Source organism: Streptomyces canus (assembly GCF_041435015.1).
GTDB classification, from domain to species: domain Bacteria; phylum Actinomycetota; class Actinomycetes; order Streptomycetales; family Streptomycetaceae; genus Streptomyces; species Streptomyces canus_G.
In genome coordinates this window covers 164,296-182,485 of the sequence record NZ_CP107989.1, presented here as the reverse complement: position 1 = coordinate 182,485, position 18,190 = coordinate 164,296, and the positions used below count along the sequence as shown (strand labels likewise).

The window sequence follows — 18,190 nt, the reverse complement described above, 5'->3', positions numbered from 1 at the left end:
AGCGCGAACCGTTCCTCGTCCGGTGGAACGCGCCCCGGCATCCGGCGGCGAAAGGCGGTCTCGGGAGGCTACGGGGCCGGTGTGGCGCCGAGGCGGATGAGAAGAGCGGTGTCCGGGCGGGGCAGAGTGACGGTGAGGAGCCCCTCGGACGCTTCCCAGGTCGCCATGGCATCCGCGGCGCCCGGGTAGAGCACTTCGGGGATCAGCCGGCCGTTGCCGAGGTGCGGGACCCGCAAAGCACGGCTGTCGGCCTCGGCGTTCCCGGAGATCGTGAGGTTCGCGCCCGTGTCCGCACTGCCCGCGGTCGGTTCCCGCCGCCACACCGCAAGGTACATCGTGTCGGCGGTGTGCAGTCCGTGTGCCAGCCAGTCGTCCTCCCAGCCGGGCAGACCGAGCGGCCAGAACGGGAGCGCCCCGGCGATGTCGTGCCGGATGTGCTTGTAGACGTCCACACCGGAGCGGACGAGGGCGGACTGCTCCTCGCTCATGCGGTCGAGGAAGCCGGACAGGTGCACGCGTCCCAGCAGGGCCGTGGTCATCGTGAACGCGATCGCGTCGAGGCCGAACTCCGGTTGGGGGTACGCCCACACGGCGGCCTGCTCGGGTGCCGCCGCCGTTGCCGCCGCTGCCGCGATGGGCGGATAGCGCAGGGGATCCTGCTGGTCGCTGGTGGACTGCAACTGCGCCACCGCCAGCTGCGCGTAGTCCATGCGCAGGCCCCCGGACCCGCAGTTCTCCAGGACCAGGCCGGGGTGCCGGTCCAGGAGCGAGGCGAGCCAGTCGAGGTGGGCACGGTGGTGCCCGAGCAGGCCGGCGCCCGCGCTTTCGGCGTCGTTCTCGGTGCCTGGACCGGCGTTGATGTTGTAGTCGAGTTTGAGGTAGCCCACTCCCCATTCACCGACGATTCGGTCGACGACCTGATCGAGGTGGGCGCGGGCAGCCGGGTGACGCAGATCGAGGTGGTGGCGGCCGTGCTCGGTCAGCCGGACCCCGCCCCGGCGAAAAAACGCCTCGGGGGGCAGGCTGTGGGCCAGGGGGCTGCGGACACCGACGACTTCGGGTTCCAGCCACAGACCGGGGGTCATGCCGTGCTGCCTGATGGCGTCGAGGACCTCGTGGATGCCACCGGGAAAGCGGCGGCCGGCGGGTTCCCAGGCGCCCACGGCATCCCACCAGCCCTGGGCGTCGTCGTCGTACCAGCCGGCGTCGATGACGAAGACCTCCGCGCCGGCGGCGCCGGCTGCCTTGATCAGCGGCAGGAGCTTGTCGGTGGTGGGGTCACCCATGAGGGTGTTCATGTAGTCGTTGTAGATCACCGGCAGCGCCTGGTGGTCGGGGTGGGCGCGGCGGATACGGCGCCGGTAGGCGGTGAGTTCACCGAACGCCGCGTCCAGGCCGCCGCTCGTGGAGTGGACGAGGACAGCGGGCACCGTCGTGAACTCCTGACCCGGGGCGAGCGTCTGCCGCCACTGGTGGTGCGCGTCATCGGGTCCGAAGAGGGCGAGGTAGGCGGCGTTCTCCCGTTCCCCGGCCTCGTAGCGCCAGCCCGCGCTGGACTCGATCTGCCAGAACCAGGCCCCTCCGTCACCGGCGGTGAGGCCGGCGACCGGGAGCTGCCGTCCCGTGGACCAGGAGCCCTGTGAGTACCGCTCGAAGCAGCCGCGGCCCTCGTGACCGTGGGCGGCCCGGTTCAGCGGGACCACCTGGTCCCGGAACGCGGCCTGCCGCCAGCGGCATTCGGCGAGCCAGTCGTTGTCCGCCCAGTGCAGGGTCAGCCCGTCGAGACCGCTCTCCTGGTCGGTGATGCCGCCCAGGGTGAGGCAGGACACGCCCTCCACCTGCAGGGGCTCGTCGCCCTCGTTGACCAGACGTACCCGCGAGCGCACGAAACCTGCCCCGGGGACGGTGCTCAGGGTGACGTGCGCGGTGAGGCGGGTCTGCGGATCGGTCAGCCCTATGGTCGTGTGCCGCCACTCCCCGTCCGCGACCGTCTCGTGGTCGCGCAGCACCAGGCGGCTGCCGACGGTCGTGTCGATGGAACGTTCTCCCGACCAGGTGCGGCCGTGTCCCGTGAGATTGACCTCGACCAGGGGGAGGAGGGAGTCCCATACCTGCCCCGCGGTGGTGAGTCGGACCGATCCGGAGGGGTCCTTGACGGCACGCAGCCCGAGGGTGGCATGGCTCCACAGCAAGGCCCCGTGGGTGGTTTCCGGTGCTGATGTCAACGCGATTTCCCTTCGGGGATGGTGATCGTCTCAGCGGTCCGATACTGGCGATTTCGCAGGGAGGACACGGTTTGACGGGGTTCCCGGCGCCGAGACCGCTGACGGCGTTTTCCTGCCGGAGAGGTAGCGCCGTGGGTTCCGGCTCTTGACGGCCGGGTTGTGACCGCTCACAATCCTCGCATGTCTGTGACCGGTCACACAAGCTCCGGTGCCCACGCCGAACCCTCGGGACCTCAGCGCAAGCCCGCCAGCATCCGCGACGTCGGCCAGGCGGCCGGCGTCTCCTACCAGACCGTTTCGAGGGTCATCAACGACCACCCGAACGTGAAGGAGGAGACCCGCCGCCGGGTCGAGGAAGCCGTCGAATCCCTCGGTTTCCGGCGTAACGCCACCGCGTTCGCCTTGGCCGGCGGGGTGACCAAGTCGGTCACGGTCCTGACGTCCAACACCGTCCTCTACGGCTACGCAGCGACCCTGCAGGGCCTGGAGGAGGCCGCCCGCGTGGCGGGCTACTCGGTCGGCGTAAGAGTCGTCACTCCCGGGGACGACCTGGACCGCACCATCGCCGAGGCCGCCTCGGTCGGCGGCGTGATCGTCATCGGGTTCGACCGGCTCGGGGCGGCGGCGCTGGACCGTGTCCCGGCCCACGTGCCGTGCGCCGCGGCCGTCGAAGCACCGCCGCCCGGCCGGACGCCCCGGGACAGTGTTTCCACACGATGGCCTCGAGCGTGCGGCGGTGGTCGGTCCCCGGCGTCCGCGGAGCGGGTCGGCCGACATCAGCGGCTCGGTCCGGTTCCACATCGCCTCAGTGATCACTCATCGGACAGGTGCCCCCGATCAACTGATGAGCCAACGAAACAGACACGCCCAGTAGCTCCTCCCTCACGCTCGACTTCACTCGAGCGGGGGCGCCCCATCGGGGCGCTCCGGCGCCTTGCGATGCGCGGCACCGGAAAGCAAACCCCACCATCATGCCTGCCGTGGCCACAGCCGGAGGCGCTATCGGTTGTGGTCGCCGGGGTGGCTGTCGTGGTCGGCAGGGCGGCGCGTGGCACCGGTGAGGGTGCAGCTCTGACGGGAGAGGTCGAGTTTCGATCCCCTGGCCAGGCAGTCCGTGATCATGTCGACCTGCTGGCCGTAACCACGGCCCTGCACGGAGGTCACGGCTCCGTCCGGACCCACCTCGCAGGGGTTGTTGTCGGTGCACTGCTCGCCGGCCTCGTTGTGGGTGTTGTGGATCCCCACGACCGTGGAGCCGTCGGGGGCCAGCAGCGCCGAACCGGATGTGCCGTGCCAGGGGGCGCAGTCTTCGCCGGCGGCGTAGCGGATCGAGTCGTCCTGCTGGTAGCCGCCCTCCCGCAGGTGCGTGACCACCGTCTCGGCGGTGCAGTTGAAGCGGTGGCTGGTGTAGGCCATGGTCAGCGGGTCGCCCGCGCGCACGGGGGTGGTGGTGAGGTGGAAGATTTTCGCGCCCTCGCTCCTCAACTGCGCGTAGGTCTTGTCCAGGCGGTAGAGCGCGATGTCGGTGCCGGTCATCGTCGCGTACACGAGCCGTTTCGCACGTGCGGTGGTCTGCGGGTAGCCCTGCCGGTCGGCGATGGGTACCTCGCGGTCGGCCGGCTGGTTCACCATCGCGGTTCCGGGCCCGGGCCGCTGTCCTTGCACGCAGTGACCGTTGGTCAGCAACAGAGCCGGGTCCTGCGGCCGGGAGATGGGGGTGCGGACCACTGAGCCCGCACAGCCGCTCAGATCCACCGAGCCTTCCACGTCCGGGATCGGATCATCGGGGGGCACGTCGGTGCCCGTGATGACGCCGTTGAGCCAGTCGGCGTGCCGGGTGACATCGGTGTACAGCGTCTTGCCGCTTTCGTCGGGGCCACTGACCACACCGGCCACGGCCCACTGATCGCCCTCGCGGACCAGCGCGGGCCCACCGGAATCCATGTTCGACGCGGCGACGCTGCCGTCGTCGCTACCGACACACAACTCTCCGCCGGGCACGGCTGACGGACACGTCGAGATCGGCTGAACCACGGTGTCGGCCTCCCGCAGCCGCGTAGGGAAACACGCCGCGTTGTCAGTGTCGTCGCAGGTCATGCCCCAGCCCATGATGCGGACGGGCGTGTTGTCCGGCGGTGTGGTCGAAGCGATCCGCACCGGCTTGGCGCGAACCGGGGTCCGCAGGTGCATCAACGCCATGTCCCGGCCCCAGAACCCCCCGTCATCGCGAGTGGTCGCCAACCGGTAGTAGTGGTCGACCTCGGCGACCTCGCCTCCGGACGTGGTGTCCAGTGACCCGACCCGGACCTTCCAGCCACGCGGGACACCCACCTTCGCATCAGTAGGATTCCGGCCGGCGCAGTGACTGGCCGTCAGAACCCATTGCGGCGCCAGGACCTCCACCCCACAGCCGTGTCCGTCCGGGCGCGGCGGCGCAGGATAGGACGGCTGGAACGAACCCATGAAGGAGTAAGCGCGGGTTGACTCGGTGCCGCCCACGATGGCCTGCGCCGGTAAGGCGGCCAACAGGGTCGCGGTCACCGCGACCCCCGTCGTCATGACGGCTCCCGCCCTTCGGCTTGTTCCCTTGCGCATGAGCGACTCCTCTCTCGTCCGCCGCCGGGCACCAGCTCCGGCGGACCTGTACGGAGGAACAGCACCCGGCCGTCCCCTCCGGCCTCGATCCTGGGCCCAGCAGTCTTCCGGCTGGTCTCACCTGCGTATCAGGCGCGTCGCGGCAGCCGCTCAGTTGTGTGTCAGCCCTGGGACGCGCGCCGTGGAACGGTCGCGGCCGGATGCAGGCACGCGCAACCGATACACACCTCAGCTACGGCTGATACACGGTCACCGTGCCCCCGATACACGGGCGCCCGACTGTGGGCGGCATCCCCCTTTCCACACCGTTCGGAGGTTGTCTCATGCCGCTGCACACCCAGGCCGGCCGACGGCTGCGCCATGCGCCGCCATGGATCGCGCTCACCTCGCTGCCGGCCGTCACGCCCGTCACCATGGGCGCCGAGCGACTCGGATCCAGCAACGGCTGCAACGCGGCGGCGGACCCGGCCGGTTCCACCTTTGCGGCAGAGCCGGCAGGGCCGGACGACGGTCAGCCGAGCGTGGACGTCGAAGGGCTGGGCAGCCTCGGGACACGGGGCGCGCGGACGCCGGTACCGATCGCCGGTGAGCCAAGGGCCAGGGCCAGTTCCAGCGCCAAAGGGCTTACAGCGCCGTGGTCATGGCGGCGCGGGCGGGTGACGGCGGCGCTCGCGCTGCTGTGCACCACCATGCTCCTGCTCCACCGCCGGATACCCAACGGTCCCGGCCGGCCCGCCGGCCTCGTCGAGAGCTTCCTGCCCTGGGTGGGCGCAGCCGTGCTCCCTCTGCTGGTGACTGCCCTGGTCCGGCGATCTGCGACGGCGCTGGTCGCCGTGTTGCTGCCGGCCGTGACGTGGGTGTCCCTCTTCGGCGGAACACTCGTCGACAAACGCGGCACGGGCGGCGACCTGACCGTGGTCAGCCACAACGTGGGTGACGCCGGCCCCGGCCCGGCCTCCCGTCTGCTGACCGCCTCCGGCGCCGATGTCATCGGGCTCGAGGAGCTGACCGACGCGAACGCCCCCGCCTACGAGCGAATGCTGGCCGACGCATATCCGTACCACCATGTGGTGGGCACCGTCGGGCTGTGGAGCAAACGGCCGTTGCGGGACGTGCGGCCGGTGCCGATCATGGCGTGGACGCGGGCGTTGCATGCGACGGTCGAGACACCGAAGGGACCTGTCGCGGTCTTCGTGGCCCATTTGCCGTCGGTGCGGGTGCGGCCGGCCGAAGGGTTCACAACAAACTGGCGTGATCACGCTGTGGTGCGGCTCGCTGACGCGGTCCACCGTGCTCCGGAGCGGCGGCGGATCCTCATGGGCGATTTCAACGGCTCCGCGGACGACCGCGGATTGACCCCGGTGACCTCGGTGATGCGGTCGGCGCAGCAGGTGGCGGGCGCGGGCTTCGGATTCACCTGGCCGGCCGCCCTGCCGGTGGTGCGGATCGACCACGTGTTCACACAAGGGGTCGATCCCGTGGCGGCATGGACGCTGCCGCGTACCGGGAGCGATCACCGCCCGGTCGCCGCTTCGGTCAACCTCTGAGGGCTTTCTTCCTTCTTACTCGTGTGGTGCCTGGGTTGTTGAGTCGTGCGCGTGTGACAGGTAAGCAGGTGAGGCAGGTGTCCGAGTCCGTGAACGTGCTCCTCGTCGAGGACGACGCCGTGATCCGCCGGGCCGTGGGGCTCATGCTGGAGCGCTACGGCTACACGGTGGCGTCCGCGGAGGACGGGCTGGCAGGGCTGGAGCTGTTCCGCGCGGGCGGACACGACCTGCTGCTCCTGGACGTGATGCTGCCGGGCCTCGACGGCATCGGACTGTGCCGGCGGGTGCGGGAGACCAGCTTGATGCCGATCCTGATGATGTCCGCGCGCGGCGACTCGCTCGACGTGGTCGGGGGACTGGAGGCAGGCGCGGACGACTACGTCGTCAAGCCCGTCGAGTCCCCGGTTCTGGTGGCACGGATACGCGCGCTGCTGCGCAGGGCCACCTTCACACGCGCCGAGCCGACCGTCGACGGCCGGTCGGTGCTGACCTTCGGAGACCTGACGCTCGACACGGACGGGCTGGAGGCGCGAGTGGCCGGTGAGCCGGTGGTCCTGACGCCGACCGAGCTGCGGTTGTTGCTGGAGTTCGCCGCGCATCCGGGGACGGTGCTGGAGCGGCAGAGGCTGCTGCGCAAGGTGTGGGACTACGGCTGGGACGGGGACAGCAGGGTCGTGGACCTGTGCGTGCAGCGGCTGCGAAAGAAGATCGGCGCCGATCGGATCGAAACGGTCCGCGGCTTCGGCTACAAGCTCGTGCGTTGACATGACACGCCCTTTCGCCTCGCTGCGCTGGAAGATCACTGCTCTGGTGGGCATCACCTGTTGCGTGGTGGCCCTGGTCATCGGGGTCCTCGTGCACACGGCGACGTACGAGCGCTCGATCGCGGAGGGCCAGGCCAGGGCCTTCAGCGAGCTCGCCGACGCGTCGCAGCGAAAGCCCGGCGCGGCCGACGCCATCATCACAAGCCCCCACGAACTGCCCCGTACCCTCCGCGAGCAGGTACGCAAGGCCGACGGCAGCCCCCAGACCTGGTACGACACACGTGTGGCGCATGTTCCCTGGATGTGGGCCGCCCAGGAGTCCGAGGGCCGGTGGACGGGCGTCCGGGTCCACATGGACCTCGACTGGCTCAGCCGTAAGGCACTCGACCGGCACATGACGTACGCGGCGATCGCGGCGCTGGCCATAGTTCTTCCGCTGTCAGCACTGGTTACCGAGCTCCTGGTCCGCAGGCTGCGCCGGGTCGCCGCCACAGCGCGCCGCATCACCGAAGGTGAACTGGACGCGCGGACCGGCGGCCCGGGGCGGAGCAGGGACGAGATCGCGGACATCGCGGTGGCCGTCGACCACATGGCGGGCAGCCTGGAGCGTCGGCTGCGCAGCGAGCAGCGGTTCACCGCCGATGTCGCGCACGAACTGCGGACCCCGCTGATGGGACTGGTCACCTCGGCGGAACTGCTGCCCGCGAGCGAGGCGACCGATCTGGTGCGGGACCGGGTCAGGGTGCTGCGCACGCTGGTTGAGGATCTGTTGGAGGTGTCGAAGCTGGACGCGGGCGCGGAACAGTCTGAGCCGGTGACCGTTCCGCTCGGAGAGCTGGTGGAGGATTCGGTACGGCGCACCGGGCTGACGGTGCGGGTGTCGGCGGCGGGTGCTGGGACGGTACGTACCGATCCACGGCGGCTGGACCGGATCCTCGCGAACCTGGTCGGCAACGCCCACCGGCACGGGCGGCCACCGGTCACCGTGGCGGTGGACGGCGCCACCGTCGTCGTACGCGACCACGGCCCGGGTTTCCCGTCGGAGCTGCTCGCCCACGGGCCGCAACGCTTCCGAACCGGAGCGGTCGAGCGCGGCCAGGGCCACGGCCTCGGGCTGACGATCGCGCTGGGCCAGGCACAAGTCATCCGGGCACGCCTGGAGTTCGCCAATGCGCCCGACGGAGGCGCTATGGCCACATTGCGCCTCCCGCCCGGCTGACCGAGGCCCGAATGCGCCCGAGGGCCGAGCCGCGGATCATTGCGGCGTAGCTCCCGGCGTTCTTCGACTTCCCCGCCGAGCACGGGATCCACCCGCGGGCCACGAGCCCGATCGAATCGACCTTCGCCACGTCCGCCTGCGGACCGAGGTCACCAAAGGCGCAGGCAGCCGCGCGGCCGGACTGGCCATGGTCTTCAAGCTGATCGAGTCGGCCCAGGCCCGCTGGCGAGCCGTGAACGCACCCCACCTCGTTGCCCTCGTCCGTGCTGGAGCCCGCGTCGAACGCGGCCAACTCGTCGAACGCCCCGTGTCCCTCGCTGCCTGAGGACGAGACGAACCCACGAGACACCGGCCGAGGAGTGTTGCGATCTGCGAGGGCAGGGGTTGGGCTGCGCCGAGGTCCGTCAGCCGGAGGTCTGACGCAAGACCAGGGAGACGAACCCCCAAGTCTCCCGGTAGACGCGCAGCCATTCGGAGCGCCGGGTGTTGGCCGTCGCGAGCACTTGCGCGCTGTCCGGATCGCCAGGGTGGTCCAGGGCCCATGAGGCCAGTGACCCCCAGCATGCCCATTCGTAGTCGTCCAGTTCGCGGCGCGTGCTGACGTGCCCGTCCACGGGAATCCAGCCGTCGGCGACGACGCGGTCCACGGTGGTCGCCAGGTCGGTGAAGTCTCCGAGCATCTCGACGGCCTCCTGGGAGGGCTCGCGGTCCCAGAACCCCTCACCGATCAGGACGCGGCCGCCGGGAGCCAGGTACTTGCGCGCCGCTGCGAGGGTGGGGAGCAGACCGCCGAAGGCATGCGTGGCCCCGACGCTGAGCACAAGGTCGAACGACTGCGAGGAGACGAAATCCGCGGCCTCCTGGTGGTGGAGGACGAGGCGCTCCTGGACCCCGAGGTGGCTCGCTGCCTGGCTGGCCTGCGCCAAGGCGTCCTCGGAGATGTCGACGCCCTCGGCGTGCAGCTGCGGGCGCGTGGCCAGGGCGCGCAGGAGCCATTCCCCGCCGCCGCAACCAAGGTCGAGCACACTCTCGTCGCCACGCGGGACGCCGCGTTCCAGAAGCCGGCGCACCGAATCGTCGTCGAGCGGAGACTTTATGGGGTGATCAGCATGGGCGATCCCGGAGATCTGTTCACGATTCACCGGCGCAGCTTGTCAGCGCCAGAGGCCGCTCGCACCTCGTTTTCGGTCGCGGGCTGAAGCCCTCCAGGGCAACTGTCGATCTACAGGTCTTGACAATTACTCACTGTGACGCCTTCGTGGACCGCGACTGACGAGGCTCCACGGACCACGGCCACCCCGTCTCTGCGACCTCGACCAACAGGCAGCAGAGTGCCGAACCCCGAACCTCAGCACATCAGGGACCCTGCACGTTCATCCGTAGCCATGCACGTTCACGTGTACGCCGACAGACGGCGGAGCGGTGACCGTCGCCGGCGTCGCCACCCGCGCACGAATCTCCCGGACATTCCTCTAAGACACTGCCCACGCGCCACTGCTCGCCAGACTGCGCGACCTCGCCGTGGCCCTCGGAGAGCTGCGAGACCTCTGCCGAGGCATTCCGGTTGAATGGGGCCTTTCAGGACCCGTTCGGAGTTCTGATCAGCACCTGCAGCGCCTTCACCAGGCGCGCCGCGTCCTTCTCGCCGAGCGGGGCGAGGAACTGGCGTTCCGCCGCCTCGCGGGCGTCCTCCGCATCGGCTCGCGCCCGTCTGCCCCGCTCCGTCAACTCAACGACGTTACGGCGGCGGTCCTCCTCATTGCGGCGCCGCTCCACCAACCCTTTGCCCTCCAGTGCGTCGACGAGCGCGACCATCGTCGTGCGGTCCACGCCCAGCCGCCGCGCGGCCTCCAGTTGCGACAGCGGGCGGCCTGCCGCCAGCACCGCGAGTACCGCCAACTCCCGCGCGTCCAGCCCGAACGGGGCCAGTGCGGGCCCGGCGAGCTTGGCCAGCTGCAGCTGCGCGTGCTTGAGCAGGTAACCCAGCCGCGTACCGAGCAGGTCCTCGACCGCGGCCCCGTCGTCGTCATTCTCCGCCATCCCAAAATCTTAACCATCACCTGATAGTCAGTAGTGCTGATGATCACGTACGGTGATGGTTATGTCCATTGACGCACCGCACCGCGCGCTCCGCTTCGGCGTCAAGACGACGCCCATGCACCTGGCCTACGACGACATCCTCCGCGTCTGGGAGGAGGCCGACGAACTGCCTGAACTCGACGACGCCTGGCTGTGGGACCACCTGATGCCGCTGGCCGGGCCGCCCGGCGGCGCCGTTCTGGAGGGTTGGACGCTGCTGGCCGCACTGGCCGCTCGCACCACCCGACTCCGTCTCGGCCTGCTCGTCACCAGCAACATGCTGCGCGCCCCCGCCCACCTCGGAAAGATCGCCACCACTGTGGACGTGATTTCCAAAGGGCGCCTGATCATGGGCCTGGGCGTCGGCGGAACCCGACAGCCCGACGGCCCCAACCCGGCCGTCGCCGAGTACGCCGCCTACGGGCTCCCGCTCCCGAGTCCCGGCGAGGGTCTGGCCCGCCTCACCGAGACGATCACCATTCTGCGCCGCATGTGGGCCGAGGAGGTCTTCGATCACGAAGGCCCCTTCACCACCCTGCGTGGCACCCGCAACGGCCCCGGCCCGGTCCAGCCTGGCGGCCCGCCGCTGCTGCTCGGCGGATGGGGCGACCGCACCCTGCGCATCATCGCCGAGCACGCCACCATCTGGAACGTCCCCGGCCCGCCTCACAACGGCACCGACTGGATCGCCGAGCGCGCCCGTGTCCTGAACGCGCACTGCGCGGCGATCGGCCGCGATCCCGCCGAGATCACCCGCTCCGCGCAGATCATCGTCGACTACACCGACCCCGCCACCACCCGCGCCCACGTCCGCGCACTCGCCGCCGCCGGCATCCAGCACGTCGTACTCGCGCTGCCCCGCCCCTATCCAGACAAGGCCGCCCGCTGGCTTGTCGACGAGATTGTCACCCCTGTCCGGGAGAACGGCGCCTGACCGGCCCTTGGCAAGCGACGCTGACAACCTCCTTGGCTGACCCTGCAAGCCCTGCGAATGCCCAGGTCACTCCAGCTCGCCGGAGCTGACGCCGAGAGTTTTCCGGCCCGGGCACGTCGGTGACTGCGGCCGTCCGCTGCCCCGCGGGTCAGGCCACAACCGCTGGCCTGACCCGCGGCAGGAAGGCGGCTTTGCGGACGTCAGCGTGCGCAGGCGGTCTTCACACGGCACTGGCGGCAGCCGTCTGGGGAGAACTCAGCGGTGACGTGGGGCGCGAGGGAGGGCGGTGTCGGCCAGCGGCGGCTCACCTTGCCCTGCGGGCTGGCGGGTGCTCTTGACCCTGATCGGCCCGACTAGAGGTTGTCCCGTAACCGGTGGGGTGGTTGGTGCGTTGGCTGGGCATGGGTGGGGTGATTTCAGCTGATGATCCGAAGTGGATCGAGCCGTTCTCCGGGTTGAGCGAGGTGCAGTTCGCCAGGCTGGTGGCGTTGGTGCGGCGTCGCGGGGGTGACGTTCAGCGGGGCCGTCCCTGGCGGTTGCCGCTGGAGGACCGGGTGTTGCTGGTGGCGACGTACTGGCGCACGAACCTGACGTTGCGGCAGGTGGCACCGTTGTTCGGGGTCTCGAAGTCCGCGGCCGACCGTATCCTCGATCACCTGGCACCGCTGTTGGCCATCGCGCCGGCCCGACGTCCGCGCAGGGACACTGTCTACATCGTCGACGGCACCCTGGTGCCTACCCGGGACCGCAGCGTCGCCGCGTCCAGCAAGAACTATCGGTACTCGACGAATCTGCAGGTCGTCATCGACGCCAACAGCCGCCTGGTGGTGGCGATCGGCTTGCCGCTGCCCGGCAGTCGCAACGACTGCCGGGCGTTCACCGAATCCGGTGTGGACCGGGTCTGCCGCGGTGCCCCGACCATCGCCGACGGTGGCTACCAGGGCACTGGCCTTCTCATCCCGCACCGCAGGCGACGAGGCCAAAGACACCTCAGCCCGCAACAGGAAGCAGAGAACGCCGTCCACCGCCGGGCACGGGCACGAGTCGAACACGCCCTATCCCGGCTGAAGAACTGGAAGATCCTTCGGGACTGCCGCCTCAAGGGCAACGGCGTTCACCAGGCCATGCTCGGCATCGCCCGGCTCCACAACCTGGCCCTCACCGGATAGCTCACGCCCCATACGGGACAACCTCTAGGTGTCGAGGAACTCGGGGACGAAGATGTCGCGGCTGGTCAGCAGACGCTTGGAGAGGCCCTGCTCGTGGTGGTAGCGCAGGAAGGTGTCGACCAGTGAGAACGTGACCGATCCCAAGGCTGTCGAGTCGCCAGAAGGGCTGTTGGCGACGTCCGCTCACTTCGCCGGATTCGGCGTGCGACAGATCAGCTCCGCGGGGACAGGGGGAACTGCCTGGGTCAGGAGCGATTACTCCGGATGGTCGCTCGCGTCTCCTGACGTGTTCTCGCCCTGGCGGTCATGAGAGCCGGGCAGGGGGAGAGAGAACCACACGGTTTTGCCTTCCTCGGCGAGCAGGGTGCCCCAGGTGGAGGCCAGTTGGTCGAGCAGGGCCAGTCCGCGGCCCGACTCCTCGTCGGGGCCTGCGGTCCTGGCACGGGGCAGGACCGGGCTGCCGTCGCAGACTTCGATGTGGAGCTCGTCCCGGGTCCGGCGCAGGCGCAGCCGCAGAGGGTCGCAGGCGTGGCGCACCGAGTTGGACAGCAGCTCGGAGGCCAGCAGGCAAGCCGTGTCGGTGAGAGCCTCGCAGTGCCAGTCCCGCAGCGTGTGACGCAGGAATTGGCGCCCTTCCCGCACGCTGATGGGCTGTGCGGGAAGGAGCGCGGACACGGCGGTCACGGGGGCGGGCGGGATGCGGGCCAGGAGCAGCGTCACGTCGTCGCTGTAGTCCTGGGGGTCGGGCAGCAAGGCGGTGAGAACGGAGTTGGCGGCCCGCTCGAGGCAGTCGGTGTCGGCGACGGCCTTTTCCAGGGCGATGGCAAGGGCGTCGATCTGCAACTCGATGTCACTGGTGGGGGTTTCCACCAGACCGTCGGTGTAGAGGGCCAGCACCGAGGCCGGCGGCACCGTGAGCCGGGTCTCCTGGTGGGGCACATCGCCGACGCCCAGCGGCACGCTGACATCAACCGGGAGCCTGCGGACCTGTCCGGTGGTATCGACCACCAGCACCGGCAGATGACCGGCCGAGCACACCGTCAGGGCGCTCTCGTCGGGGTCCAGGACCAGGTAGCAGCAGGTGACGAGCTGGTCGGGCAATTCGCTGACGACCGCGTCCAGGGCCCGCATCAGCTGCCAGGGCGGCATGCCCGTCTTGGCCAGGGCATGAGAGGCCGAGCGCAGCTGGCCCATGACGGCGGCGGCCTCCAGGCCGCGGCCCATGACATCGCCGATCAGAACGCCCATGCGGCCGCCGCCCAGGGCAATCAGGTCGAACCAGTCCCCACCCACGCCGGGTCCCTGGCGTGCGGGGAAGTAGCGGCTGGAGGTGTCCATGCCGGGCAGCGGGGCAGGTGAGCCCATCAGGCTGCGCTGCAGGGTCAGGGCTACATGGCGCTGCTGTTCGTAGAGTTCGGCGAGCTGGGTCTCGGCCTTCTTGCGTTCGCTGACGTCGCGGATGGCGGCGGAGACCAGCGTGCCCTCCGGGGTCTCCAGCGGGCTGAGGCTGATCTCGACCGGGAACTCGGCCCCGTTCCGGCGCAGCCCGTACAGCTCCAACCCGGCGCCCATGGGACGCACACGACGGTTGTCGACGTAGCCGTGGCGGTGGGCGGGGTGGTGATGGTGGAAACGTTGGGGGACCAGGATTTCCACGGGCTGTCCCAGGAGTTCTTCGCGCCGGTAGCCGAAGAGGGCTTCGGTCTGTGCGTTGACCAGCTGGATGGTGCCGGTGTCGTCCACGATGACGATGGCGTCCGGGGCGGCTTCCAGCAGGGCGCGGAAGCGGGCCTCGGCGGCCTTGCGTTCGCTGACGTCACGTACGGCGGCGGAGATCAGCAGTCCGTCGGGGGTCTGCAGCGGGCTGATACTGATCTCGACCGGGAACTCGACTCCGTCCCGGCGCAGCCCGTACAGGTCCAGGTTGGCGCCCATGGGGCGGACCTGCTGGTTGGCGGAGTAGTCCAGACGGTGACCGGGGTGCTGAGCGCGGAAGCGCTGCGGGACCAGCATCTCGATGGGACGGCCGAGCAGTTCGTTGCGGGGATGCCCGAACAGGGCTTCGGTCTGGGCATTGACCAGGCGGATGATGCCGGTGTCGTCCACGATGACCATTGCGTCGGGGGCCGCCTCCAGCAACGCGCGAAACGGCTCCTCAGCCACAGGGATCATGCTGGGGTGCGTCCGGCGCCTGCCTGGTTCCATGGCACATTTCAGCATCCACTTCAGTGAGTGCGGGCGCCTTGTAGCGAAGTGTCCTTTCGTGACATTTCCTGGCCGGAATGGAGGCGCGGCTTCCGTGGCGCGGTCACGTCCGCGGAAGGGGCGAACTGAGGAGGCTGTCGACGTCAGCCGGTCGGCCGCGCACTCTGCTGTGCCGAATCCCCTGTGAGGTTCCCTCGGCGTGCGGGAGATGCTGGTCAGGGGGGGGCGGGTTGCCGTTCGTTCGGTCGTTGCCCGCCCGGCGAAGGGCTTCTCCTCGAACTTGCCAGAGCTGAGGCAGTTGAGCCGTTTCTGGGGCTGGCGTATTCCTGGCGGAGCCGCCGGGAGCTGACGCCCTTGACGGAACTGACCAGCTTCGAGAGCTGGACCTTGTGTCCATCCCGGCTGCCGGGAGGGCAGTCGTCGGGCGCGCGAAGCGCGTCAAGCACACTGCCGCAAGGTAAGCGGGAACATCCGGGCTTCAGCCTGGAGAGCTTTTCAATCTGCCCACCCACCGGCTCATGAAGTGCTCCGGGCCCGATGGAGGCTCCGGACTGTCCCGAGGGGAGTGGAGTCGACTCCAGGAACGGGGTGCAGCTCTCCGCCCCGCGTGCCTCAATCGGCTGTGTGCGAAGACGAAACCGTACGGCGCTTCGTAGGTACCGGCCTCAGCGGACGATCGAGGTCAGCACGTCCACGCCCAGATGCATGAGGCGGTCCGTATCCAACCGGTGGTGGATCTGTCGGCCGTCCCGCCGGGAGGTCAGCAGGCCCACCTCGCGCAGGCGTCCGAGGTGGCGGGAGACCTGGGGCAGGGTCATCCCGGTCCGTACGGCCAGGTCCGATGTGGTGATGGGCTCGTTCACCAGGTGCCGGCACAGGGACAGCCGCGCGGGGTCGGACAGGACCGCCAGTCTGAGCCGTACCTGCGCCAGCGTGGCCCGTTCCACCTGAGTGGTGTTCTCGACGGGGAAGTGCACGACGAGCGGGTAGGGCGGGTCGTTCTTGACGATCAGATGCGGTCGGGAGTGCGCGGACGGTACGAGCAGGCAGCGACGGCCGCGCAGGTCGGCCGTGAGTGACTGCAGCTTGTCGTAGACGACCGCCGGCGGATTGTGCCGGACGACGGCGTTCGGGCTGAGCGAGGCCAGTGCCTCGGGGAGCGGCAGGGCCTGGACCCGGGCCCTCAGACGGGTGCATTCGCTCTCCAGCCGGTGCTGTACCCGCGTCCATTCGGCGTCGAAGAACTCGGCGGCACAGCGCCGCAGCAGTTCCAGCAGCCCTGCCCGCATCCGCTCGGGGGCCTGGAGCAGGCTGCGGGCCAGCTCGCCGCGGCTGAATGAGCGCCGTTCGCTGGAGACCGTGTAGGCGTCACGGACCGCCTGGTCGGTGAGCAGGGCGCGGGTGTCGAAGACACCACCGTGCACACTCGGCGCGACACCCAGCACGAAGTCGTTCAGCGGCAACGCCTCCAGACGGTCGAGTTCCTGCTCCAGTGTTTGTCCCAGGGGCGGTTCCAGCGGCATCAGCAGACGGCAGCGCCGCCGGGTCCACAGGGGTGCGTAGACCGCGATCAGGCTCTGGGACTCAGGAGACAGGTCGGTGCGCACGCGTTCCAGCCATGGGCGTACGCCGAGGTGGTGCTCGGGCTCGGCGATCGAATGGAGGCATGCCATCAGCTCGGCCAGCGGTGAGAGGCCCACGGCCACGTCCGCCGGAACCGCGCCCTGCAAAGCGATGACAACGGCCATGCCGCGCAGGTTACAGCGGATGCTTACCGCGTGCGCGGTAAGCATCACGGCCGCGGCCGGCCGGCCGACCTAGGCTGCGTCCAATTCCCGCCGCTCAGAGCAGTCGTCGATTCCGCTCCGAGCAGTCCGAGCAGCGAGAGGCTCCGGCCGATGCACCTGTTTCTGCAGACGTTCTTCAACCCCGACGAACTACTCAAGGCGTTCCCCGTCCTGCTGACCGAGGGCCTGCGTAACACCCTGCTGATCGCCGGGCTGGCGATCGTCTTCGGTGTCGTGCTCGGTGTGTTGCTCGCGATGCTGCTGCTGTCGCACCGCCGGTGGGTGCGGCTGCCCGCGCGGATCTACGTGGACGTGTTCCGTGGTCTGCCCGCGATCGTGACCGTCAGTCTGGTGGGCCTGGGCCTGCCGTCGGCCGGGATCCGACCGTTCGGCCGCGATCCGCTCGGCTATGCGGTCCTTGCCATCGGCCTCATATCGGCGGCCTATCTGGCGGAGATCTTCCGGTCCGGCATCCAGGCCGTCCCGTCCGGGCAGCTCAGCGCGGCCCGCAGCCTGGGCATGTCCTATCTGACCGCGATGCGGGTGATCGTTGTCCCGCAGGGGGTACGGAACGTGCTGCCCGCTCTGGCCGGCCAGTTCATCATCGACATCAAGGAGAGCGCGCTGGTGTATCTGCTCGGGCTCGGTCTGGGACAGCGCGAGCTTTACTTCATCGCACAGGAGCGGCAGGCCGCGACGTACAACTCCTCGGCCCTCGTGGCCGCCGGTGCCTGCTATCTGATGCTGACGGTCCCGCTCACCTTCCTGGTCAACCGGCTCGACCTGCGCCTGCGTACCGGCGGACGGAAGACGAACAAACCCTCGGCCCCTCCGGTCGCCGGCACGCCCGCCCCCGCCGCAATGGAGGTCTGAGCCATGGCCAAGACGCTGTCCGGTGAGAACTCCCGATCCGACCAGGCGGGCACGGGCACCGCGGCGGCGGTCGCCGTGTGCGACCTGCGCAAGCGCTACGGCGACGTGGAGGTCCTGCGTGGGGTGGACCTCGATGTCGCCGCGGGCGAGACCGTGTGTGTCATCGGCCGGTCCGGTTCGGGCAAGTCCACGCTCCTGAAGTGTATGAACCTGCTGGAAGCACCGACGGCGGGCGAGATCCGCCTGAGCGGCGACCTGATCACCGGTCCGGGCGTGAACGTCGACGCGGTCCGCACCCGGGTCGGCATGGTCTTCCAGCACTTCAACCTGTTCCCGCACCTGAGTGTCCTGCACAACGTGACTGTCGCCCTGCGCAAGATCCGCGGGATGGGCAGGGAGGCGGCCGACACCGCCGCCATGACCCAGCTGGAGCGGCTCGGCCTCGCAGGGCTGGCCCACTCCCGGCCAAGTCAGCTCTCGGGCGGTCAGCAGCAGCGGGTGGCGATCGCCCGAGCCCTGGCGATGGAGCCCGAGGTCATGCTGTTCGACGAAGCCACCTCGGCGCTGGACCCCGAGCTCGTCAAGGACGTGCTCGACGTGATGCGGCTGCTCGCCGCATCCGGTATGACCATGATCGCCGTCACGCACGAGATCGGCTTCGCCCGTGAGGTCGCGGACCGAGTGATCTTCATGGATGAGGGCCGCATCGCCGAGTCGGGCCCGGCCCGGCGGACCCTGGAACACCCTCAGACGGCGCGCTTGCGCGAGTTCCTCGCCCGCGTCCTCTGAAGCG

At 69.6% G+C, this 18,190-nt stretch carries 13 protein-coding genes and 3 pseudogenes; 9 read left to right on the top strand and 7 right to left on the bottom strand.

Annotation, left to right across the window (positions count from 1 at the left end; all coding sequences use genetic code 11):
- Positions 1-68 precede the first annotated feature (68 nt).
- Positions 69-2,225, bottom strand: coding sequence for a glycoside hydrolase family 36 protein (locus OG841_RS00885; protein WP_371562572.1), 2,157 nt, complete (start codon positions 2,223-2,225; stop codon positions 69-71).
- 180 nt (positions 2,226-2,405) lie between these two features.
- Here OG841_RS00885 and OG841_RS00880 point away from each other — a divergent pair.
- Positions 2,406-2,600, top strand: a pseudogene (locus tag OG841_RS00880) (LacI family DNA-binding transcriptional regulator); the annotation flags it as partial.
- 624 nt (positions 2,601-3,224) lie between these two features.
- Here the strand turns inward: OG841_RS00880 and OG841_RS00875 are convergent.
- Positions 3,225-4,784: a trypsin-like serine protease gene (locus OG841_RS00875; RefSeq protein ID WP_371570510.1), complete on the bottom strand. Its 1,560-nt coding sequence runs from the start codon at positions 4,782-4,784 to the stop codon at positions 3,225-3,227.
- 725 nt (positions 4,785-5,509) lie between these two features.
- Here OG841_RS00875 and OG841_RS00870 point away from each other — a divergent pair.
- From OG841_RS00870 to OG841_RS00855, 4 genes and pseudogenes are all read left to right on the top strand, one after another.
- Entirely contained in the window at positions 5,510-6,367 is an 858-nt protein-coding gene (locus tag OG841_RS00870) for an endonuclease/exonuclease/phosphatase family protein (RefSeq protein ID WP_371570507.1), read from the top strand.
- A gap of 77 nt (positions 6,368-6,444) precedes the next feature.
- On the top strand, positions 6,445-7,131 hold the full coding sequence (gene cseB / locus OG841_RS00865; protein ID WP_328643298.1) for a two-component system response regulator CseB: 687 nt from the start codon (positions 6,445-6,447) through the stop codon (positions 7,129-7,131).
- A gap of 1 nt (position 7,132) precedes the next feature.
- Positions 7,133-8,350 carry a sensor histidine kinase gene (locus tag OG841_RS00860; protein ID WP_328643299.1) on the top strand — a complete coding sequence of 406 codons (1,218 nt, stop codon included), beginning with the start codon at positions 7,133-7,135 and terminating at the stop codon, positions 8,348-8,350.
- A gap of 59 nt (positions 8,351-8,409) precedes the next feature.
- Positions 8,410-8,675 (top strand): annotated as a pseudogene (locus tag OG841_RS00855) (IS256 family transposase); the annotation flags it as partial.
- Positions 8,676-8,754: 79 nt separating this feature from the next.
- Here OG841_RS00855 and OG841_RS00850 read toward each other — a convergent pair.
- Together OG841_RS00850 and OG841_RS00845 are read right to left on the bottom strand one after the other, a co-directional pair.
- Positions 8,755-9,492 (bottom strand): SAM-dependent methyltransferase, encoded by a 738-nt coding sequence (locus tag OG841_RS00850; RefSeq protein ID WP_328643300.1) that lies wholly within the window; start codon positions 9,490-9,492, stop codon positions 8,755-8,757.
- Positions 9,493-9,928: 436 nt separating this feature from the next.
- Positions 9,929-10,390 (bottom strand): MarR family winged helix-turn-helix transcriptional regulator, encoded by a 462-nt coding sequence (locus OG841_RS00845; protein ID WP_328643301.1) that lies wholly within the window; start codon positions 10,388-10,390, stop codon positions 9,929-9,931.
- Between the two features lie 61 nt (positions 10,391-10,451).
- Between OG841_RS00845 and OG841_RS00840 the strand changes: the two genes are divergently transcribed.
- Positions 10,452-11,363, top strand: coding sequence for an LLM class flavin-dependent oxidoreductase (locus OG841_RS00840; protein WP_371562566.1), 912 nt, complete (start codon positions 10,452-10,454; stop codon positions 11,361-11,363).
- Positions 11,364-11,764: 401 nt separating this feature from the next.
- On the top strand, positions 11,765-12,532 hold the full coding sequence (locus tag OG841_RS00835) for a transposase (RefSeq protein WP_328638698.1): 768 nt from the start codon (positions 11,765-11,767) through the stop codon (positions 12,530-12,532).
- Positions 12,533-12,787: 255 nt separating this feature from the next.
- On the opposite strand, the gene OG841_RS00830 is transcribed toward OG841_RS00835, so the two are convergent.
- The 3 genes and pseudogenes from OG841_RS00830 to OG841_RS00825 form a co-directional block, all read right to left on the bottom strand.
- Positions 12,788-14,704, bottom strand: coding sequence for a PAS domain S-box protein (locus tag OG841_RS00830; RefSeq protein WP_371562563.1), 1,917 nt, complete (start codon positions 14,702-14,704; stop codon positions 12,788-12,790).
- 347 nt (positions 14,705-15,051) lie between these two features.
- Positions 15,052-15,126, bottom strand: a pseudogene (locus OG841_RS48595) (IS200/IS605 family transposase); the annotation flags it as partial.
- A 276-nt stretch (positions 15,127-15,402) separates the two neighbouring features.
- On the bottom strand, positions 15,403-16,485 hold the full coding sequence (locus tag OG841_RS00825) for an ArsR/SmtB family transcription factor (RefSeq protein ID WP_328643304.1): 1,083 nt from the start codon (positions 16,483-16,485) through the stop codon (positions 15,403-15,405).
- Positions 16,486-16,635: 150 nt separating this feature from the next.
- Between OG841_RS00825 and OG841_RS00820 the strand changes: the two genes are divergently transcribed.
- Together OG841_RS00820 and OG841_RS00815 are read left to right on the top strand one after the other, a co-directional pair.
- Positions 16,636-17,397: an amino acid ABC transporter permease gene (locus OG841_RS00820; RefSeq protein WP_371562559.1), complete on the top strand. Its 762-nt coding sequence runs from the start codon at positions 16,636-16,638 to the stop codon at positions 17,395-17,397.
- A gap of 3 nt (positions 17,398-17,400) precedes the next feature.
- Positions 17,401-18,186 (top strand): amino acid ABC transporter ATP-binding protein, encoded by a 786-nt coding sequence (locus tag OG841_RS00815; protein ID WP_371562555.1) that lies wholly within the window; start codon positions 17,401-17,403, stop codon positions 18,184-18,186.
- Positions 18,187-18,190: the final 4 nt, after the last annotated feature.

What these genes read in the sequence shown, in the direction of transcription:
- OG841_RS00860 (WP_328643299.1), top strand. Translation starts at nt 7,133, where the DNA reads ATGACACGCCCTTTCGCCTCGCTGCGCTGGAAGATCACTGCTCTGGTG.
- OG841_RS00870 (WP_371570507.1), top strand. Translation starts at nt 5,510, where the DNA reads ATGCTCCTGCTCCACCGCCGGATACCCAACGGTCCCGGCCGGCCCGCC.
- OG841_RS00815 (WP_371562555.1), top strand. Translation starts at nt 17,401, where the DNA reads ATGGCCAAGACGCTGTCCGGTGAGAACTCCCGATCCGACCAGGCGGGC.
- OG841_RS00840 (WP_371562566.1), top strand. Translation starts at nt 10,452, where the DNA reads ATGTCCATTGACGCACCGCACCGCGCGCTCCGCTTCGGCGTCAAGACG.
- OG841_RS00825 (WP_328643304.1), bottom strand. Translation starts at nt 16,485, where the DNA reads ATGGCCGTTGTCATCGCTTTGCAGGGCGCGGTTCCGGCGGACGTGGCC.
- OG841_RS00845 (WP_328643301.1), bottom strand. Translation starts at nt 10,390, where the DNA reads ATGGCGGAGAATGACGACGACGGGGCCGCGGTCGAGGACCTGCTCGGT.
- OG841_RS00830 (WP_371562563.1), bottom strand. Translation starts at nt 14,704, where the DNA reads ATGATCCCTGTGGCTGAGGAGCCGTTTCGCGCGTTGCTGGAGGCGGCC.
- OG841_RS00835 (WP_328638698.1), top strand. Translation starts at nt 11,765, where the DNA reads ATGGGTGGGGTGATTTCAGCTGATGATCCGAAGTGGATCGAGCCGTTC.
- OG841_RS00875 (WP_371570510.1), bottom strand. Translation starts at nt 4,784, where the DNA reads ATGACGACGGGGGTCGCGGTGACCGCGACCCTGTTGGCCGCCTTACCG.
- OG841_RS00820 (WP_371562559.1), top strand. Translation starts at nt 16,636, where the DNA reads ATGCACCTGTTTCTGCAGACGTTCTTCAACCCCGACGAACTACTCAAG.